The following is an 18,971-nucleotide window of genomic DNA, read 5'->3' as shown; positions in this document are numbered from 1 at the left end:
CTCTGCCGAGCCCGTCGGACGAGGGAGTCGACCATCAACAGCGTGCCGAGTGTGAGCGAGACACTCCCCGGGGCCCGCGCCGCGATCCTGGCCCGGCTCTGGGGCGCGCTGGTCCGCGAGCCGCTGCCGGGCGTCGTCGAGCGGCAGGCATACGGCGGCGACACCCGGGTCACCCTGGCGAGCGGCCGGCGGCTGATCGGGTCGACCGCGCTGGCGCAGCCGTTCGCGGTCCCGCCCGAGGGCATGCGCGTCGTCACCGACGCCGGGGCGTTCGACGACCCGGTCGAGCTGCTGCGCGCCCTGCGCCTGCCCGGCGACGTCGCGCGGCTGACCACCGAGGTCGACGCGAGCGTGGCGGGGCTGGCCCTGGCCCGCGCCGCCCAGCCGTACCGGCCCGGCGGCGAGCCGACGCTGACCGTGCTCGCGGGCCGCCCGGACGGCCTGGCGCTGCTGGAGCAGTCCGTGGTGGACGGCCACCCGCTGCATCCGTGCTGCCGCACCCGGATGGGCATGTCGCAGGCCGACGTGCTGCGCTTCGCGCCCGAGCACCGGCCGACGGTGGAGCTGGAGGTGTTCACCGTGCCGGCCAAGCGCTGGCTGACCACCGGCGCGGGGCTCGCACCGCGGCTGCCCGTGCACCCGTGGCAGCGCGAGCACGTGCTGTCGGCGTACCCCTTCCTCAAGCCCGACGGCGCCCGGATCGCGGCCATGCCGCTGATGTCGCTGCGCACCCTGGCCGCGGTCGCCGACCCGACGCGGCACTACAAGACCGCCGTCGACGTGCAGATGACCAGCGCGGTGCGGATCGTGTCCCCGGCCGCGGTGCGCAACGGCCCGGTCGTGTCGAAGCTGCTGTCCGTCGTCGCCGCCGACCTCGGCCTGCAGGTGTGGCCCGAGCTTGCCGGGGGTGCCGTGCTGGACACCGACGGGACGCCGCTGCGCAGCCTCGCCGTGGTCGTCCGGCGGGCCGCCCGGCCCGGCCCGAACGAGGTGATCCTGCCGGTCGCGGCGCTGGCCGCACCGTCGCCGGCCGACGGCCGCCCGCTGATCCGGGAGGCGGTGCTGCTCGGCTACGGCGGCCACCCGGCCGGATTCCTCGCCGACCTGGCCGCCCTGATCGTGCCGGTGCTGCTGACGCTGCTGCACCGGGGCGTCGCACTGGAGGCGCACGGGCAGAACCTGCTGGTCACGCTCACGCACGGGCGGCCGACGGGGCTGTCCTACCGCGACGTCGGCGGGGTGCGGCTGAGCCCCGCCCGGCTGCGCCGCCACGGCGTCGACGTGCCCGCCCTGCACGGCGACCTGGCCAGTGACGACCCGGCGCAGCTGCGGGCCAAGGCGCTGGGCTCGGGCATCGCGGTGGCGCTCGGCGAGCCGATCGCCGTGCTGTCGCGCGAGTACGGCATCGAGCCGCAGCAGCTGTGGCGCCTGGTCCGCGACCGGGTCGAGCAGGCGTACGACAGCCTGCCGCCGTCGGCCGCCGCGGACGCGCAGTCCGTGCTCGGCGACCCGCTGCCGCTGAAGGCGACGACCGCGATGCGGCTGGCCGACGACCCGCTCGACGACGTCTGGGCGCAGCTGCCCAATCCCCTGGCCGCGTGATGCGCCCGCTCACCGACCCCATCGCCGCCGAGCTGGCGGACCTGGCCCCGCAGCTGGTGCACGGCTACTTCGACGCGCTGCCGCGGGCCCGGGTCACCGTGGCCACGCGGCTGGCCGAGGCGCTGTGGCGCGAGGACATCGGCGACGCGCGCGCCCGCTTCCGCGGCGAGCGGCACGGCTTCGACCGGGTGCTGCTGGACCCGGTCGACGTGGACCCGGTCACCCTGGTGACCCACGAGGGCCTGCGGGCGGAGCTGGACAGCGCGGTGCACGGGCTGGCGCTGGCGTATGCCCGGCGCGCGTCCATGGACCCCGGGCACCGCGCCGCCGCCGCGGTGGCGGGCGCGCCCGACATGCTCGCGCTGCTCGACGGCACAGCGCCGGACGAGCGCACCGCCCGGCTGGAGCAGCTCGCGGTCGAGGGGCACAACCTGCATCCGTGCGGGCGCACCCGGCTGGGCTGGGGCACCGGCGACCTCATCGCGCACGACCTGGAGAGCGAGTCGACCGCGATCGGCTTCCTGGCCGTGCCGCCGGAGCTGGCGCTGGGTGACGACCTGTCCGAACGGCTCGGCGTCGCCGCGCCCGGCGGGCGGCTCCTGCTGCCGGCGCACATCTGGCAGCTGCGGCACCTGACCGGCCGGCACCCGGGCCTGTTCGCCGACGGCACGCTGCGGGTGCTCGACGAGGTGCTGCCGGCCCGGCCCACCGCGGCGCTTCGTACGGTGCTGCCGCCGGGGTCGACCTACCTCAAGTTGTCGCTGGACATCCAGGTCACCTCGACCCGGCGCAGCATCTCCATCGCCTCCACCCGCAACGGCCCGGCGCTCAGCGCGGTGCTCGCGCAGCTGCTGGAGCGGGTGCCCGGCGGCGGGCGGGTGCTGCTGATGACCGAGCCCGCCGGCGTCGCCGGGCTGCTGGAGGACGGCCGCCAGCTCAGCACCATCGTGCGTGACGGGCTGGGCGGCCGGCTGGCCGCGGGCGAGCAGCCGGTCCCGGCGAGTTCACTGGCCGCGCTCGACCCGGTCAGCGGGCGGACTCTGCTGTCCGGCCTGGTCGACCGGTACGCGGCCGCCCGCGCGCTGACCGGCCCGCGCACCGCGGCGGCCGGTTTCCTGCGCGAGTACGCCGGGCTGCTGCTGCCGCCGGTGCTGGCGCTGGCCGCCCGGCACGGCATCGGGTTGGAGGCGCACCTGCAGAACTGCGTCCCGACCTTCCTCGACGGCGTCCCGCACCGGCTCGGCCTGCGGGACCTGGCGGGCCTGCGCGTGCACCACCCGCGGCTGGCCGGCTCCGGGGCGAGGCTGCGGCTGTGGCCCGGCTCGGTGATCGGCACCGAGGACGAGACGGTGCTGCTGTCCAAGGTGGCCTACACCGCGTTCCAGGCACACCTGGGCGAGCTGGTGCTGCGCCTCGGGCAGTCGCACGGTCTGGCCGCCGACGCCGCCTGGCGGATCGTGCGCGAGGTGGTGGACGAGAGCCTGCGCGGGCACCCCGACCACGCCTTCTACACGGCCGCGACGGTGCCGCACAAGGCGCTGACCCGCATGCGGCTGGCCGGTGCGGGCGACCTCTACGTCCCGGTGCAGAATCCGCTCCATGGCCTCTGACCAGCGCTTCCCGCTCCGCGACGCGGCGGCGGTGTCCGTGCGCCCGCATACGGTCCCGAAGCGGGTGGCGGCGGCGCTGCGCGCACTCGGCGGGCCGGTCTGCGCGTACGTCTACGACCCGGCCGTGCTGCGGGCCCGCGTCGCCGAGCTGCGGCGAGCGCTGCCGGGCGTCACCGTCTGCTACGCGGTGAAGGCCAACGGGCATCCGGCGGTCGTGGCGGCGGCGGCCGAGGCCTGCGACGGGCTGGAGGTCGCCTCGAGCGGCGAGCTCGCGCTGGCCGAAGCGGCCGGGGCGGCGCGGATCGTGTTCGGCGGTCCGGCCAAGACCGAGGCGGAGCTGGCCCACGCGCTGCGCCTGGGCGCGACGGTCAACGTGGAGAGCACCCTCGAACTGCGGCGGCTCAGCCTGCTGGCACAGCGGGCGGGCACGACCGCGGCCATCACACTGCGGGTGAACCGCGCCGATGCGGGACTGCCCGGCACGCATGCGATGACGGGCGCGCCGACCCCGTTCGGCGTCGACGAGGCGCAGCTGCCCGAGGCGGTGGCGCTGGCGAGGTCGCTGCCCGGTCTCGACCTGTCCGGCTGGCACCTGCACGCGGTCTCCAACAACCTCGACGCGGCCGCGCACTCGGCCTTCCTCGCCGAGGCGCTGCGCTGGTCGGCGGAGGCGTCCCGGCGGCTGGGCGTGCCGCTGCGTACGGTCAACGCGGGCGGCGGCTTCGGCGTGGACTACGCCGGGGACGCCGTGTTCGCGCTGGACGAGCTGCGGGTGCGCGTGCCGGACGGGGTCGAGCTGCTGGTGGAGCCGGGCCGGTGGCTCGCCGCCGACACCGGTTGGTACGCCGCGGAGGTGCTCGACCTCAAGCACACGCACGGCCGCTGGTTCGCGGTGCTGCGCGGCGGCACGCACCACTTCCGCCTGCCCGCGGCGTGGGGATACGACCACCCGTTCACCGTGCTGCCGGTGGAGCGGTGGGACGCGCCGTGGCCCCGTCCCGAGGTCGCGGGGGTGGCGGTGGACGCCGTCGGCGAGCTGTGCACGCCGCGCGACGTGCTCTGCCGCGGGCAGCGCGTGGACCGGCTGCGGGTCGGGGATCTACTGGTTTTCGGGCGTACCGGGGCATATGGCTGGGACATCTCGCACCACGCGTTCCTGCGCCACCCGGAGCCGGATTTCCTCGTCCTCTGAACGCGCAGCGTGATCTCACGTCTACCCAGCGAATCGGATGATCACGAGATGGTCCGCACTGTTCGACCTGGCTTGACAACGCCCTAGACTGTGCCGGTCCACCACGAGTTGTGGTGCGTGACACCCCCCTTTCACCCCCCTCGACACCCCTCGAAAGCGGAGGCCCCGATGCCGAACGGCCGTAACTCCACGGTCCGATCGCACCGGCGCGGTGGCGGCCGTCGCCGCAGCATCGCACCGTGGATCGTCATCCCGACGGCGCTCGTGCTGATCGGCTCCGGTGCGACCATCGGCTACGTGTACGTCATCAAGGACGCGTGCAGTGGCAGCACCGAGGCCACTGTCGTGGCCGCCCCGGGCACGGCCACCCTGCTGCGCTCCCTGGCCGGCAAGTGGTCCGAGACCAACCCGTCCGTCGACGGCGTCTGCGCCAAGGTGGTCATCGGCGAGCAGGACACCGCGGCGACCATGCGCGCACTGACCCGCGAGTGGGACACGGCCGTCTCCGGCCCGGCTCCCGACGTGTGGGTCCCGCCGTCCAGCGCCTGGGTCAAGGCAGCCGCCGCCGGCAGCGAGGCAGCCGACAAGGTCCTGCCGGACCTGCTGCCGAGCGTGGCGCGTACGCCCGTCGTCATCGCCATGCCGAAGACCGCGGCCGAGAAGCTCGGCTGGCCCGACGCCAAGCTCGACTGGAAGGACCTGCTCGACAAGCTCGCGCAGGACAGCTCCGTCAAGGTCGGCATGAGCGACCCCGGAGCATCCACCGCCGGTCTGCTGGCCCTGTCGGCGATCATCGACGCCGACGACAACACCGAGGTCGACCCGACCGAGCTGGGCCGGGTCTTCGCGCTGGAGCAGCGCATGGCGATCTACAGGACCAGCACCGAGGAACTGTTCGCCGAGTACGTGAGCAGCGGCGGCAAGACGGTCAACGCGTTCCCGGCCCTGGAGCAGGACGTGGTGCGGCACAACACCGAGCACCCCGACCTGCAGCTGGTGGCCGTCTACCCGCAGAACGCCACCACCGAGGCCGACAACCCGTACCTGGTGCTGAAGAACGCCGGCTGGACCAACCCGCAGCGCATCGGCGCGGCCGAGGCGTTCCTGACCTACCTGCGCGGCGACGCCGCTCGCAGCGAGGTGCAGAAGCTGGGCTACCGCGACTCCAACCGCCAGCCCGGCCCGCAGCTGTCCACCGCCAACGGCGTGATCAGCAAGCTCACCGCGCTGCCCGGCGGCGTGCTGCTCACCGAGTCGATCACCAAGACCACGGAGACGTGGCGGGCGCTCACCCGTCCCACCAACATGCTGCTGGTGCTCGACGTGTCGGGCTCCATGGGCAGCGTGGTGCGGGGCACCGACGGCCAGACCAAGCTCGACCTGACCAAGTCGGGCGCGCAGGAAGCCGTCGACATGTTCGGCGACGACGCCCAGGTCGGCCTGTGGAGCTTCTCGTCCAAGCAGACCGGCAACAGGGCGTACAAGGAGCTGGTCCCGCTCGGCAAGCTGACCGAGGAGGTCGCCGGCAAGGCCCGCCGCGACCAGCTCAAGTCCAAGCTCAAGGCCCTGGAGCCGGGCGGCGCGACCGGTATGTACGACACGGTCTGGGCGGCGTACCAGAACATGCAGAAGAACTACGTGCCGGGCGCGACGAACATGATCGTGCTGCTCTCCGACGGCGCGGACGACGACCAGCTGCAGGGCCTCAAGCTCGACCAGCTCATCGAGAAGATCAAGGGCGCGGACAAGGAGCGCCCGGTCAAGGTGGTCACCATCGCTCTGGGCAAGCCGTCCAACAGCGACGCGCTGCAAAAGATCTCGGCCGCCACGGGTGTCAGCACCTACAGCTCCGAGCGCTCCTACGACATCGGCAACGTCCTGCGCGCCGCCATCTTCGACTACCAGTGACGACCCCGGGCGGCCCTGCCGGGCCCGCCCCTCCTCGCGACGTTCAAGGACTCGCGGCCTCAGGGACATCCTGAGGCCGCGAGTCCTTGAACGTTGCGCCAGGTGAAGGGCGGTCAGATGAGGCCGTGGAGGGCGGCGCGGACGGGGGCGGCTTTGGCGGCGGCTTCGGCCACCTCGGCGGCGGGGTCGGAGTCGATGGTGATGCCGCCGCCGGCCCAGACGTGCAGCCGGCGGCCGTCGGCGACGACGGTGCGGATGGTCAGGCCGAGGTCGATGCCGTCGGGGCCGATCCAGCCCAGCGCGCCCATGCTCGCCCCGCGGCCGACGGGTTCCAGGGCGGCGATCTCGCGCAGCGCGGCGAACTTCGGCGCGCCGGTGACCGAGCCGCCGGGGCAGATCGCCCGCAGCACCTCCGCCAGGCCGGTGCCGGGACGCAGCCGCGCGCTGACCTCCGACTCGGCCTGCCACAGGTCGGCCCACCGGCGCACGGCGAACAGCTCGGGCACCCGCACCGTGCCGGTCACCGCGACGTGGGACAGGTCGTTGCGCTGCAGGTCGACGATCATGATGTGCTCGGCGCGCTCCTTGGGCGAGGCCAGCAGCTCGACCCGGCCCGTCTCGGTCGCGGGTGCGGTGCCCTTGATGGGCCGGGTGACGGCGTGCCCGCCGCGCACCTCGAGCAGGGTCTCCGGGGAGGCGCAGCCGACGGCCCAGCCGTCGCCCTGCAGGATCCCGGCGTACCGGGCCCCGGGCAGCCGGGTCACCCGGCGCAGCGCGGGCAGCGGGTCGCCGTGGTACTCCGCGGCGGCATGGCCGACCATGTTGACCTGGTAAACGTCTCCCCGGGCGATCGCCTCGCGGACCGCCTGCACGGCCTCGGCATGGCGCGAAGGGCTCCAGGACGGCCGCCACGGGCCGAGCCGCCACGCCCCCACCGTTCGGCCGAGGTCACCACCCGCGGGCTCCTGGAGGCGTACGTTTGCCGTGTGTTCGTAGACCACGACGACGACGTCCGGCACGGCCGGCGCGGGGCTGGGCGCCCCGAGGCAGCCGCCGATCATGGCGGCTCCACCCGCCGCGGACACGAACAGCGCGGCGCCGCACACCTCATGGGCCAGCCCGGCCAGCGACGGCCCGGACAGGTCGCCGACCGGCAGACCATGCCGGGCCAGGAAGTTCTCCACCAGCGTGGCCGGATCGCCCGGGTCGCCCACACGCCACTCCAGCCGGGAGCGTTCCCACGCCTGGTCACGGCACGTCACCGGTATGCCGGGAATATCCCTGGCCATCCCGTGGGTGGGGGCTAGACCGACTGGCTTCATTCCGCTCGTCCGAAAGGTTGATATCTAGAAAGGCCCTGCGTTACCTGCTCGTAAAAGGCTCGTTCGGCTTGGTAGCGTGCGTCACTGTTGTGATCGACAGCACACCGGCGACGGACGGTCTCAGATCGAGCTTCCAACGCCACCACCCCTAACCGAATCGCGGAGAACCCCGATGTTGTGCCAGCACCAACCGGTCTGCCCTTCAGCCGACGCGATCGACCACGACGCCGCCAAGGTCGTCGCGTCCTTCCCTGAGCAGGGCTGGAGCCTGCTCTGCAACGGCGTCATCGTTTTCGAGGACACCGGCGAGCTGCTCCCCGACGGGTCGAGCATCGCCCCGCACCGCGGTCCCGCAGTGCACGCCATGGCCTGACCCTAGCGGCGCGAACCCGGGGCGCGACGGCGCGCCCCGAAGATCATCTCATTGTCACACCCGCCGAGCCGGCCCGAAGCCCGCGTCGTAGGACGCCTCCCCGGGCCGGCGGCAGCAGACCTCAGGCGAACGCCTCCGGCGGCGGGCACGAGCAGACCAGGTTCCGGTCCCCGAACGCGCCGTCGATGCGCCGGACCGGCGGCCAGTACTTGCCGGCGCGCTCCGACGCGCTCACCAGACCCGGGTAGGCCGCAACCGTTCGCGGGTACGCGTGCTCCCAGGAGTCCCCGGTCACCATCGACGCCGTGTGCGGTGCGTTGACCAGCGGGTTGTCCCCGGCCGGCCACTCCCCCGAGCCCACCTTGTCGATCTCGCGACGGATCGAGATCATCGCGGTCACGAACCGGTCCAGCTCGCCCAGGTCCTCGCTCTCGGTCGGCTCCACCATCAGGGTGCCGGCGACGGGGAACGACATCGTCGGCGCGTGGAAGCCGTAGTCGATCAGGCGCTTGGCCACGTCGTCCACCGTCACGCCGGTGGCCTTGGTGATCGGCCGCAGGTCGAGGATGCACTCGTGGGCCACCAGGCCCTTGTTGCCGCTGTAGAGCACCGGGTAGTGGTCGCGCAGCCGGGCCGCGACGTAGTTGGCCGCCAGCACCGCGGTGCCGGTCGCGGCCGCCAGGCCCTCCGGGCCCATCATGCGCAGGTATGCCCACGGGATGGGCAGGATGCCGGCGCTACCGTGCGGGGCCGCGCTGATCGCCGACACGTCCGAGCTGCCCGGCAGGAACGGGGCCAGGTGCGCGCGCACGGCCACCGGGCCGACGCCGGGGCCGCCGCCGCCGTGCGGGATGCAGAACGTCTTGTGCAGGTTCAGGTGCGACACGTCCGCGCCGAACTTGCCCGGCTTGGCGAAGCCGACCAGCGCGTTGAGGTTCGCGCCGTCGACGTACACCTGGCCGCCGGCCTCGTGCACCTTGGCGCACAGCGAGGCGATGCCGGTCTCGTACACGCCGTGAGTCGACGGGTAGGTGACCATGATCGCGGCGAGGTCGTCGCGGTGCTTCTCGATGGCCCGGTCCAGGTCGACCAGGTCCACGTTGCCCGAGTCGTCGCAGGCCACCACGACCACGCGCATACCGGCCATCACGGCGCTGGCCGCGTTGGTGCCGTGCGCGCTGGACGGGATCAGGCAGACGTCGCGGTGGGCCTCGCCGTTGGCGCGGTGGAAGGCCCGGATCGCCAGCAGGCCGGCCAGCTCGCCCTGGGATCCGGCGTTGGGCTGCACGCTGACCGCGTCGTAGCCGGTGACCTCGGCCAGCCAGCCCTCCAGCTGCGCGATCAGGTCGCGGTAGCCGGCCGTCTGGTGCTCCGGCGCGAAGGGGTGCAGCTGCCCGAACTCGGGCCAGGTGACCGCCTCCATCTCGGTGGTGGCGTTGAGCTTCATGGTGCACGAGCCCAGCGGGATCATGCCCCGGTCCAGCGCGTAGTCCAGGTCGGACAGGCGGCGCAGGTAGCGCAGCATGGCCGTCTCGCTGTGGTGGCTGGAGAACACCTCGTGGGTCAGGAACTCGGTGTCGCGGGCCAGCGCCGTCGGGATCGCGGTGGCCTGGCGCGGCTCGGCCAGGGCCACGCCGAACGCGGCGCAGACCGCCTTGAGGTGCGCGACCGTGGTGGTCTCGTCGCAGGACACGCTGACCCGGTCGGCGTCGACCAGGCGCAGGTTGATCCCGTCGCGCTCGGCCGCGGCGACCACGGTCTGCGCGCGGCCCGGCACGACCGCGGTGACGGTGTCGAAGAACGCGGTGTGCGCGACCTCGACGCCGCCGGTGAGCAGGCTGACCGCCAGGCGGCTCGCGCTGTCGTGGGCGTGGCGGGCGATCTTCCGCAGGCCGTCCGGGCCGTGGTAGACGGCGTACATGCTGGCCATGACGGCGAGCAGCACCTGCGCGGTGCAGATGTTGCTGGTCGCCTTCTCGCGCCGGATGTGCTGCTCGCGGGTCTGCAGGGCGAGCCGGTAGGCGCGGGTGCCATCGGCGTCCTTGGAGACGCCCACCAGGCGGCCGGGCAGCGAGCGCTCCAGGCCGGCGCGCACCGCGAGGTAGCCGGCGTGTGGGCCGCCGAAGCCCATCGGCACGCCGAAGCGCTGGGCGCTGCCGCAGGCGATGTCGGCGCCGATGCTGCCCGGGGCGCGGACCAGGGTCAGCGCCAGCAGGTCGGCGGCAACGGAGACCAGGGCCTGGCGCGCGTGCGCGGTCTCGATCAGGGCGGCGTGGTCGCGCAGCGCGCCGGACGCGCCCGGGTACTGCAGCTGCAGGCCGAAGAACTGCTCGGGCAGTTCCTCGGTGTCCAGGTCGACGATCCGCACCTCGATGCCGAGCGGCTCGGCCCGGGTGGTGATCACGTCGATGGTCTGCGGCAGCGTGTCCGCGTCGACGACGAACACGTTGCTCTTGCTCTTCGACGACCGGCGGGCCAGCGTCATCGCCTCGGCGGCGGCGGTGCCCTCGTCGAGCATGGAGGCGTTCGCGGTGGCCAGGCCGGTCAGGTCGGTGACCACGGTCTGGAAGTTGAGCAGAGCCTCCAGCCGGCCCTGGCTGATCTCCGGCTGGTACGGCGTGTAGGCCGTGTACCAGGCCGGGCTCTCCAGCACGTTGCGCTTGATCACGCCGGGCACGTGGGTGCCGTAGTAGCCCAGGCCGATCATGGAGGTGGCCACGGTGTTGCGGGCGGCGAAGGCGCGCAGCTCGGCGATGGTCTCCGCCTCGGTGGCGGCGGCGGGCAGGTCCAGCGTGCCGTGCCAGCGGATCACCTCGGGGATGGCGGCGTCCATCAGCTCCTCGATCGAGGAGTAGCCGACGGCGTCGAGCATGCGCTCGGTCTGCTCAGAACCGGGACCGATGTGACGGTCTACGAAGGCGCTCATGTGGGACTCCGGGGTCGAGGACTATGGAAGTCCTCCCCCTCTGTCACGGACGACGCCCGTGAGCCTCGCCACGGCGGTCGCGCCGCTCCAGAGTCGCCATGCCCGTATGGTCCGGGTGCCTGAGAGGTTCCGGGGAGGAATTGCCCCTTCGGCGCCGCTTTACGCGGACTCTCCCACACGGGTGTGCCGGCACCGCCCACGCTACCAGCACGTGTGTTTCGGCACCGTAACCCAGGCCACTCACCACGCCGCCAACCCGCCGCCCACGCGCCCCTTGATCGCCCGACGTGCCAGGCACCTGTGCGTATCTTGCGAACCCATTCACCTATGTGCCTGGCAAATCGGATGATCAAGAGGGCGCGGCGGCGGTCGAGGCGGGACGAATGGGGCGGGAGGGCCGGACGGTCAGGGAATCAGGACGACCTTGCCGGTGGTGGCGCGGGTCTGCAGGGCGGTGTGGGCGCGGGCGGCCTCGGCGAGGGGGAAGGTGGTGATCGCCGGGGTGAACCAGCCCTCGGCGGCGTCGCGCAGGGCCTGCTCCTCCAGGGGGCGCAGGCCCCCGGCGACCTTCATCATGGCCGGGCCGATCGCCGAGGAGGCGACGATGCCGCGGGCGTACAGGTCCTGCGTGGTGAGCTGGGTCGGCGTCCCCGCCGAACCGCCGAAGATCAGGAAGCGGCCCAGCGGGGCGAGCAGTTCCAGGGCCGCCCGGCCCTCCGTGCCGCCCACGCCGTCGAGCACCACGGTCAGGTCCCGCTCGCCCAGCTCGGCGCGCACCTTCCCGGCCCAGCCGGGCTCGCGGTAGTCGGCGGCGATGTCGGCCCCGTTGCGCTGCACCAGGGCCACCTTGTCCGGCCCGCCCGCCGCGCCGACGACCAGCGCCCCGGCCCGCTGCGCCGCCTGCACCAGCAGCGTGCCCAGGCCCCCGGCCGCGCCGGTGACCAGCACCGCGTCACTGTCGCGCAGCTGCGCCAGGCGCAGCACGCCCACCGCGGTCCGGCCCGTTCCGATCATCGCCACGGCGGCCGGGGCGGTCAGCGGCTCGGGTATCTCGTGCAGGGCGGCGACCGCGGCGACGGCGCGGGAGGCGTACCCACCGCTGGTCATACCCAGGTGCGCGACCACGCGCCGACCCCGCCAGGCCGGGTCGACGCCCGGCCCGGTGCCGCCCACCCGGCCGGCGACCTCCCGGCCCGGGGTCATCGGCAGCCGCGGCGGCGGGAACGGCCCGGGGCTGCCGGAGCGGATCGTGGTGTCGATGAGATGCACCCCGGCCGCCTCGACCTCGATGAGCACCTGCCCCTCGCCGGGGATCAGGTCGGGGACCTCCTCGTAGCGCAGGTTCTCGGCCGGGCCGAACTCGTACTGCCGGATGGCGTGCATGGTCGCTCCTGGTGTGCGTCGGATGCCGACGACGCTAGAAGCTCAAGCGCACTCGAAGTCAAGCCCCGGCGGCCTGCTTCGCCAGCGCGCGCACCGCGTCCAGCAGCACGTCCACGTCGCCGGCGGTCGTGTAGTGGTAGATGCCCGCCCGCACCGCCCCGCCGGACTCGCGCAGGCCCATCGTGTGGAAGTACTCCCACGCGTAGTAGTCCCCGGCGAACGCGCAGATCCCGGCGTCGCCGAGCGCCTTCGACGTCTCCGCCGGGTGCTGGGAGCCGACCCGGAACGACACCGTCGGGCAGCGGTCGGCCGGGGCCGGGCACAGCGACACCCCGTCGATCCCGGTGAGACCGTCGACGAGCCGGGCGAACAGGTCCGCCTCGTAGTCGCGTACCGCGGAAAGCGACGTCAGCAGCCGCTCGCGCCGGGTGCCGGTCGCGGCCGGGTCGAGGCCGGCCAGGTGGTCGACGGCGGCGGTGACCCCGGCCAGGGAGGCGAAGCTCGGCGTGCCGAACTCGAAGCGCTCCGGCACCGCGTCGCTGGACGGGCGCAGCTTCGCCGGGAACATCCCGGCCCACAGCGCCGGGTCGGCGGCGCAGGCGGCCAGGTGCGGCCCGGACCACTTGTACGCGCTGGTCACGTAGAAGTCCGCGCCGAGGGCGGCGACGTCGGTCGGCTGGTGCGGGGTGGCGTGCACGCCGTCGACGAAGACCAGGGCGCCCGCGGCGTGCGCCAGCGCGGCGATCGCGGCGACATCGGGCCTGGTGCCGATGGCGTTGCTGCCCGCGGTCACCGCGACCAGCCGGGTCGCCTCGCTGATCAGGTCCCGGTACTGGTCGGTCGGCAGCTTCCCGGTCGCCGGGTCGAACTCGGCCCAGAGCACCGTCGCGCCCTGCTCCTCGGCCACCTGCACCCACGGGCGCACATTCGAGTCGTGGTCCAGCCGCGACACGACGATCTCGTCGCCCGGACCCCACGACTGCGCCAGCGTGCGCGCCACCAGGTAGACCAGCGACGTCGCGCTGTTGCCGAAGACCACCCCCGCCGGGTCCGCGCCGAGCAGGTCGGCGACCGCCCGGCGGGCGTCGGCGACGATGGCGATCGCGCGGCGGCCCGGCGCGAAGGCGTCGCTGCGGTTGGCGACCGCGCCCCGGTACACGGCGTCGACCGCCTGCGCGACCGGCTCCGCGACCAGCGAACCCGCGGCCGCGTCGAAGTGCCGGAAACCCTCACCCAAGGCCGGGTATGCAGCGCGAGCCCGCGCGATGTCGAACGCCATGCCCGCCACCCTAACCACCCGCCCCGCTCCCGTCATGATCCAAACGGCCGGTCGGCGTGCTGCACTTTCGGGGAAGGTGCGGGAACCGGCGACCCGATTGCGGCACCTTCCCCGAAACAGCAGCTCCGGCACGCCGGCGGCGGGGCGGTCGGCAAGGTGGTTCGTAGGATGGGGGCGTGGCGGAGATCGTGCAGTTGCTGGCGTCGGCGGTGCGGCGGTTCCAGGGGCGGCCGGCCGACGGGCCGTCGCCCGCGCCGCCGGATGAGCTGGTCGCGCAGGTGCGGGTGCGGGCGCAGCTCGGCATCGTCGGCGACCGGTACTTCGGCAGGCAGGCCCACCGCGACGCGAGCGTGACCGTGATCGCGCAGGAGTCGCTGCCGCCCGGCGCGGACCTGACCCACGTCCGGCGCAACATCCTGACCAGCGGCATCGCCGTCGACGACCTCGTCGGCTCGGTGCTGGTGCTGGACTCCGGGGACGGGCCGGTGCGGCTGCGCGTCAACCGGCCCGCCAACCCCTGCGCCTGGATGGACGTGATGATCGCCCCCGGCGCGTGGCGGGCCCTGCGCGGCCACGGCGGCATCCGCTGCACGCCACTCGACGACGGCATCCTGCGCGTCGGCCCGGTCCAGTTCTCGATCACGGGCTGACCGGGCGTCACCAGGGTTCGGCGCCGTCCTCGCTGAAGAAGCCCGCCGTCGGGCCGTCCTCGGGGAGCGTCGCCAGCCGCACCGCGACCGCCGCGCCCTGCGCCGGGGTACGCGGCCCGGCGTGCCCGTTGAGGTCCGTGGCGCAGTAGCCCGGATCGGCCGCGTTCACCTTGACCGCCGTGCCCCGCAGCTCGTTGGCGTAGGCCACGGTGACCGCGTTCAGCGCGCTCTTCGACGCGTTGTACGCCAGCAGCGGGAACGGCGCGTACGGGCCGTCCGGATCACTGGTCAGCGTCAACGACCCCAGCCCGCTGGAGAGGTTGACGATCCGCGCCGCCGGGGCCCGCCGCAGCAGCGGCAGCAGCGCGTTGGTCACCCGCACCACGGCGTACACGTTGGTGGCGAAGGTCCGCTCCAGCACCTCCACCGGCATGGTGCTCGGCCGCTGGCCGCGTTCGAGCAGGATGCCCGCGTTGTTGACCAGGATGTCGAGCCGGCCGTGCGCCAGCTCGATCCGCGCCGCGGCGGCCGACACCGACACCGGGTCGGTCACGTCCACCTCCAGCGCCGTCGCGGTGATCCCCTCCGCGGCCAGCTTCTCCGCCGCGGTCGCGCCCCGCGCCGCGTCCCGCGACCCGACCAGCACCGTCACCCCGGCCAGGCCGAGCCCCCGCGCGATCTCGTACCCGATGCCCTTGTTGGCCCCCGTCACGAGGGCGACCTTCGCTTCGCTCATGCCGTCGAGCCTGCGGCGTCGCGGTCGCCGTAGGCAGAGCACGGCGCATCCAGGGACCGGCGGTCCCTGGATGGGCGGCGCGGGCCCGGCGCATGATGGCGGCATGGATCGCCGCCAGCTCGCCGAGTTCCTGCAGAGCCGACGCGCCCGTGTGCAGCCCGGCGACGTGGGGCTGCCCGCCGGGACCCGGCGGCGCACCCCCGGCCTGCGGCGCGAGGAGGCGGCCCGGCTCGCCGGGATCTCCGTCGACTACTACACGCGGCTGGAGCAGGCACGCGGGCCGCGCCCGTCGCGGCAGGTGCTGTCCGCGCTGGCCCGCGCGCTGCGACTGTCCGACGACGAGCGCGCCCACCTGTACCACCTGGTCGGCGAGCTGCCCGCCCCGCCGACCGGGCCGAGCCCGGACGTGCCCGCGGGCATCCTGCACCTGCTGGACCGGCTCGACGACACACCCGCCTACGTCATCGACGTCAAGTACGAGATCCTGGCCTGGAATCCGATGGCCGCCGCCCTGCTCGGCGACCCGACGACGTGGCCGCCCGGCCGCCGCAACATGGTGTGGAACATGTTCGGCAGCGAGCTGAGCGCCATCGCCCTCGCCGACCCGCAGTCATCGGCCTTCGCCGACGAGTGCGTCGCCGAGCTGCGCGCGGCCGCCGCCCAGTATCCCCGGGACCCCGGCATCCACGGCCTGATCGCCCGGCTGCGCGCGGCCAGCCCGGAGTTCGTCCGGCGGTGGGAGCAGCTGCGGGTGTACGTGCGGCGCGGCTCGACGACCAAGCAGGTCCGCCACCCCGTGATCGGCGAGCTGACCCTGGAGTGCGAGGTGCTGGACGTCGCCGGGCACGGGCAGCGCCTGATCGTCTACACCGCCGCGCCCGGCAGCCCGTCCGCCGAGGCGCTGAAGCTGCTCGGCGTCGTCGGCACCCAGTGGCCGTCGGAACACCTCGCCTGACCGATCACGGCTTGGGCGTGCCGTCCTTGGACGGGCCCATGGACACGCACCAACGGCCGTCGCAGTCCTGCAGCCAGATCGTCGTGCGGTACGGCGCGCCGTCGAGAGTCCCGGACAGCTCCACGGCCTTGGTCGCGTCGGACTCCGTGTCAGTGATCTTCCACTGGGTGACGGTCAGCGCGGGTCCGCCGAGGCGCGCCAGCCTGCTGTCGATCTCGGCCGTGGCGTCGCTGCGCGGATGGGCGAGCAGGCGCAACCGGGCCCGGTCCGCGGCGTGGAGCGCGGCCACGTACTCGGTGACTGCCGCCTCCGGCGTCGCCCGGCCGGGGGTGTCGCGCGTGGCCAGGAAGACCCCGACGGCGATCACGACTCCCACGGCCGCGATGAAGGCGGCCACCGCGCCTCTGGACCTCATACCGGGGAGCATAGGGCGATTCATCTACATCGGTCGAGCTTCACCGAGGCGCTGAAGCTGGTCGGTGTCGTGCGCATCCGGTCGCCTGAACTCCGGCCGGCTGTCGATCCTGCGGTCGCTCGTTCGTATGAGGGGTGACGGGCCGGCATCGAGCCGGCCGCCGCCGGGCAGGAGAGACGCATGCGCAAGCTGATGGTCATCGAGTTCGTGACGCTGGACGGGGTCATGCAGGGCCTCGGGTCGCCCGACGAGGACCGCGACGGCGGCTTCGAGCACGGCGGCTGGTCCGCGCCGTACTTCGACGAGACCCAGGCGTCGGTCGCGGGCGAAGGGCTCAAGGACACGACGGCGTACCTGTTCGGGCGGCGCACGTACGAGAAGATGGCCGCGTTCTGGCCGACCCAGCCCGACGAGAACCCGATGGCGGCGCACCTCAACGCGACCCCGAAGTACGTGGCGACACGTACCCTGACCAGCCTCGACTGGCCGCACGCCCGAGTGCTCGACGGTGCACTGGTGCCGGCCGTGCAGCGCCTGAAGGCCGAAGGTGACGGCGTCATCACCGTGCTGGGCAGCGGAGTCCTGGTGCAGGAGCTGATCGCCGCCGACCTCGTCGACGGCTACCGCCTGTTCCTGCACCCCCTGCTGCTCGGCACCGGCAAGCGCCTGTTCCGCGAGCTACCCCGCCCGCAGCGCCTGCGCCTCGTCGACGCCACCCCGACCAGCACCGGCGTGCTCATGCTCGGCTACGACGTGGCCTGACGGAGACAGGCGGCACGGCCGGACGTTTCCTTGCACTTTCGGGGAAACTGCGGCAATCGCCGCCGCCATGGCTGCAGTTTCCCCGAAACTGCAGGCCCACGAGACCGTGGGCACGCCGGAGGCGGGATCTTGGGGGCTACTAGGGTGGTCCGTATGACGTACGTGGCAGACCCGAAGCGATACGACTCCATGATCTACCGGCGCAGCGGCCGCAGCGGGCTGAAACTGCCCGCGATCTCGCTGGGGCTGTGGCACAACTTCGGCCACGAGCGTCCGTGGGACCGCCAGCGCGACATCGTGCGCCGCGCGTTCGACCTCGGCGTGACCCACTTCGACCTGGCCAACAACTACGGCCCGCCGCCGGGCGCGGCCGAGGAGAACTTCGGCCGGATGCTGGCGACCGACCTGAAGCCCTACCGCGACGAGCTGGTCATCGCGACGAAGGCCGGCTACGACATGTGGCCGGGCCCGTATGGCGAGTGGGGGTCGCGCAAGTACCTGACCGCGTCGCTGGACCAGTCGCTCCAGCGCATGGGGCTCGACTACGTCGACGTCTTCTACTCGCACCGCTTCGACCCGGACACCCCGCTGGAAGAGACCATGGGCGCGCTGGACGCGGCCGTGCGCGCGGGCAAGGCGCTGTACGTCGGCATCTCGTCGTACACCTCGGCGCAGACGCGGGAGGCCGCGGCGATCCTGAAGTCGCTGGGCACGCCGCTGCTCATCCACCAGCCGTCGTACTCGATGATCAACCGCTGGACCGAGCGCGACCAGCTGCTCGACACCCTCGAAGAGGTCGGCGCGGGCTGCATCTCGTTCTCGCCGCTGGCCCAGGGCCTGCTGACCGACCGCTACCTGCAGGGCGTGCCCGAGGACTCGCGCATCCGCACCAGCCGCTTCCTGAACGAGGACGCGCTGACCCCGAGCAACCGGGTGAAGGTCGAGGGCCTCAACGCCGTCGCCCGGCGGCGCGGGCAGTCGCTGGCGCAGCTGGCGCTGGCCTGGGCGCTGCGCGACGAGCGGATGACCAGCCTGGTCATCGGCGCGTCGAGCGTGGCCCAGCTGGAGAACAACATCGCCGCGCTGGGCAACCTCGACTTCACCGCCGAGGAGCTGACCGAGATCGACCAGTTCGCCACCGAGGCCGAGATCGTCGTCTAGTGATCGAGGAGCACCGGCTCGTCGTCGAGCACAGCATCCTGTCGGTGGTGGTGGGCTCGCGGGCCTACGGCCTCGCGGGGCCCGCCTCCGACACCGACCGCCGCGGCGTGTTCGTCGCGCCCACGAGGCTGTTCTGGGGTCTGGACAAGCCGCCCACGCACGTGGACGGCCCGGCCGAGGAGCAGTTCTCGTGGGAGGTCGAGCGGCTGTGCACGCTGGCGCTGACGGCGAACCCGACGGTGCTGGAGTGCCTGTGGTCGCCGCTGGTCGAGCTGCGCACGCCGACCGGTGAGCGGCTGCTGGCGGTCCGCGGGGCGTTCCTGTCGAGCCGCGCGGCCGAGACCTACGGCCGGTATGCCGCCGACCAGTTCGCCAAGCTGCGCGCGCATCGCGAGCGCACCGGTGACGTGCGCTGGAAGCAGGCCATGCACATGCTGCGGCTGCTGCGGGCCGGGGCGCACGTGCTGCGGACCGGTGAGGTGCTGGTCGACGTGTCCGACGAGCGCGAGCTGCTGCTGTCGGTCAAACGCGGCGAGGTGCCGTTCGCCGAGGTCTCGGCGCTGGCCGAGGCCCGCTCCGCGGACCTGGCGCAGGCGGCGGCCGACACCGTGCTGCCGGCCGAGCCGGACCGGGCCGCGGTGGAGAAGTTCCTGGTGGGGGTACGCGAGGACGGGCTGGACTCGGCCGTTCGGTGACG

The 18,971-nt window shown here is 73.4% G+C and carries 16 protein-coding genes and 1 riboswitch; of the genes, 10 read left to right on the top strand and 6 right to left on the bottom strand.

Annotated features, from left to right (window positions below):
• Positions 1-51: 51 nt before the first annotated feature.
• From HAV39_RS15370 to HAV39_RS15355, 4 genes are all read left to right on the top strand, one after another.
• Complete coding sequence (locus HAV39_RS15370) at positions 52-1,602, top strand: IucA/IucC family protein (RefSeq protein WP_203736149.1); 1,551 nt, start codon at positions 52-54, stop codon at positions 1,600-1,602.
• Positions 1,602-3,212: an IucA/IucC family protein gene (locus HAV39_RS15365; RefSeq protein WP_191840043.1), complete on the top strand. Its 1,611-nt coding sequence runs from the start codon at positions 1,602-1,604 to the stop codon at positions 3,210-3,212. The genes HAV39_RS15370 and HAV39_RS15365 overlap by 1 nt, the downstream gene beginning before the upstream one ends.
• Entirely contained in the window at positions 3,202-4,404 is a 1,203-nt protein-coding gene (locus tag HAV39_RS15360; protein ID WP_191839892.1) for an alanine racemase, read from the top strand. The genes HAV39_RS15365 and HAV39_RS15360 overlap by 11 nt, the downstream gene beginning before the upstream one ends.
• 168 nt (positions 4,405-4,572) lie before the next feature.
• On the top strand, positions 4,573-6,312 hold the full coding sequence (locus HAV39_RS15355; RefSeq protein ID WP_191839891.1) for a substrate-binding and VWA domain-containing protein: 1,740 nt from the start codon (positions 4,573-4,575) through the stop codon (positions 6,310-6,312).
• Positions 6,313-6,425: 113 nt separating this feature from the next.
• Here HAV39_RS15355 and HAV39_RS15350 read toward each other — a convergent pair whose 3' ends face one another.
• Positions 6,426-7,634, bottom strand: a complete 1,209-nt coding sequence (locus HAV39_RS15350; protein WP_373311662.1) for a chorismate-binding protein — start codon at positions 7,632-7,634, stop codon at positions 6,426-6,428.
• 175 nt (positions 7,635-7,809) lie between these two features.
• Between HAV39_RS15350 and HAV39_RS15345 the strand changes: the two genes are divergently transcribed.
• Positions 7,810-8,007: a DUF5999 family protein gene (locus tag HAV39_RS15345; RefSeq protein ID WP_120321268.1), complete on the top strand. Its 198-nt coding sequence runs from the start codon at positions 7,810-7,812 to the stop codon at positions 8,005-8,007.
• Between the two features lie 121 nt (positions 8,008-8,128).
• Here the strand turns inward: HAV39_RS15345 and gcvP are convergent, their stop codons facing one another.
• The 3 genes from gcvP to HAV39_RS15330 form a co-directional block, all read right to left on the bottom strand.
• Complete coding sequence (gcvP, locus tag HAV39_RS15340) at positions 8,129-10,933, bottom strand: aminomethyl-transferring glycine dehydrogenase (protein WP_191839889.1); 2,805 nt, start codon at positions 10,931-10,933, stop codon at positions 8,129-8,131.
• Between the two features lie 97 nt (positions 10,934-11,030).
• Positions 11,031-11,119, bottom strand: a riboswitch (glycine riboswitch).
• Between the two features lie 219 nt (positions 11,120-11,338).
• The gene (locus tag HAV39_RS15335; protein ID WP_191839888.1) at positions 11,339-12,316 is read right to left on the bottom strand and encodes a zinc-binding dehydrogenase; all 978 of its coding nucleotides are present in this window, start codon (positions 12,314-12,316) and stop codon (positions 11,339-11,341) included.
• 58 nt (positions 12,317-12,374) lie between these two features.
• Entirely contained in the window at positions 12,375-13,595 is a 1,221-nt protein-coding gene (locus HAV39_RS15330) for a cysteine desulfurase-like protein (RefSeq protein ID WP_191839887.1), read from the bottom strand.
• A 176-nt stretch (positions 13,596-13,771) separates the two neighbouring features.
• On the opposite strand from HAV39_RS15330, the gene HAV39_RS15325 reads away from it, so the two are divergent.
• Positions 13,772-14,245 (top strand): molybdenum cofactor biosysynthesis protein, encoded by a 474-nt coding sequence (locus tag HAV39_RS15325; RefSeq protein WP_191839886.1) that lies wholly within the window; start codon positions 13,772-13,774, stop codon positions 14,243-14,245.
• A gap of 7 nt (positions 14,246-14,252) precedes the next feature.
• On the opposite strand, the gene HAV39_RS15320 is transcribed toward HAV39_RS15325, so the two are convergent.
• Positions 14,253-14,981, bottom strand: a complete 729-nt coding sequence (locus tag HAV39_RS15320; protein ID WP_191839885.1) for an SDR family oxidoreductase — start codon at positions 14,979-14,981, stop codon at positions 14,253-14,255.
• Positions 14,982-15,084: 103 nt separating this feature from the next.
• Between HAV39_RS15320 and HAV39_RS15315 the strand changes: the two genes are divergently transcribed.
• Positions 15,085-15,936, top strand: a complete 852-nt coding sequence (locus HAV39_RS15315; protein ID WP_120315458.1) for a helix-turn-helix transcriptional regulator — start codon at positions 15,085-15,087, stop codon at positions 15,934-15,936.
• 4 nt (positions 15,937-15,940) lie between these two features.
• On the opposite strand, the gene HAV39_RS15310 is transcribed toward HAV39_RS15315, so the two are convergent.
• Complete coding sequence (locus HAV39_RS15310; protein ID WP_191839884.1) at positions 15,941-16,351, bottom strand: hypothetical protein; 411 nt, start codon at positions 16,349-16,351, stop codon at positions 15,941-15,943.
• A gap of 180 nt (positions 16,352-16,531) precedes the next feature.
• Between HAV39_RS15310 and HAV39_RS15305 the strand changes: the two genes are divergently transcribed.
• The 3 genes from HAV39_RS15305 to HAV39_RS15295 all read left to right on the top strand — a co-directional run bounded on the left by HAV39_RS15305 (position 16,532) and on the right by HAV39_RS15295 (position 18,969).
• On the top strand, positions 16,532-17,113 hold the full coding sequence (locus HAV39_RS15305; protein ID WP_191839883.1) for a dihydrofolate reductase family protein: 582 nt from the start codon (positions 16,532-16,534) through the stop codon (positions 17,111-17,113).
• Positions 17,114-17,266: 153 nt separating this feature from the next.
• The gene (mgrA, locus tag HAV39_RS15300; protein ID WP_191839882.1) at positions 17,267-18,274 is read left to right on the top strand and encodes an L-glyceraldehyde 3-phosphate reductase; all 1,008 of its coding nucleotides are present in this window, start codon (positions 17,267-17,269) and stop codon (positions 18,272-18,274) included.
• On the top strand, positions 18,274-18,969 hold the full coding sequence (locus HAV39_RS15295) for a nucleotidyltransferase domain-containing protein (RefSeq protein WP_239120383.1): 696 nt from the start codon (positions 18,274-18,276) through the stop codon (positions 18,967-18,969). The genes mgrA and HAV39_RS15295 overlap by 1 nt, the downstream gene beginning before the upstream one ends.
• The last annotated feature ends 2 nt before the right edge of the window (positions 18,970-18,971 follow it).

This window comes from Catellatospora chokoriensis (genome assembly GCF_011297315.1).
GTDB classification, from domain to species: domain Bacteria; phylum Actinomycetota; class Actinomycetes; order Mycobacteriales; family Micromonosporaceae; genus Catellatospora; species Catellatospora citrea.
This window is presented reverse-complemented; position numbering and strand designations above follow the sequence as displayed.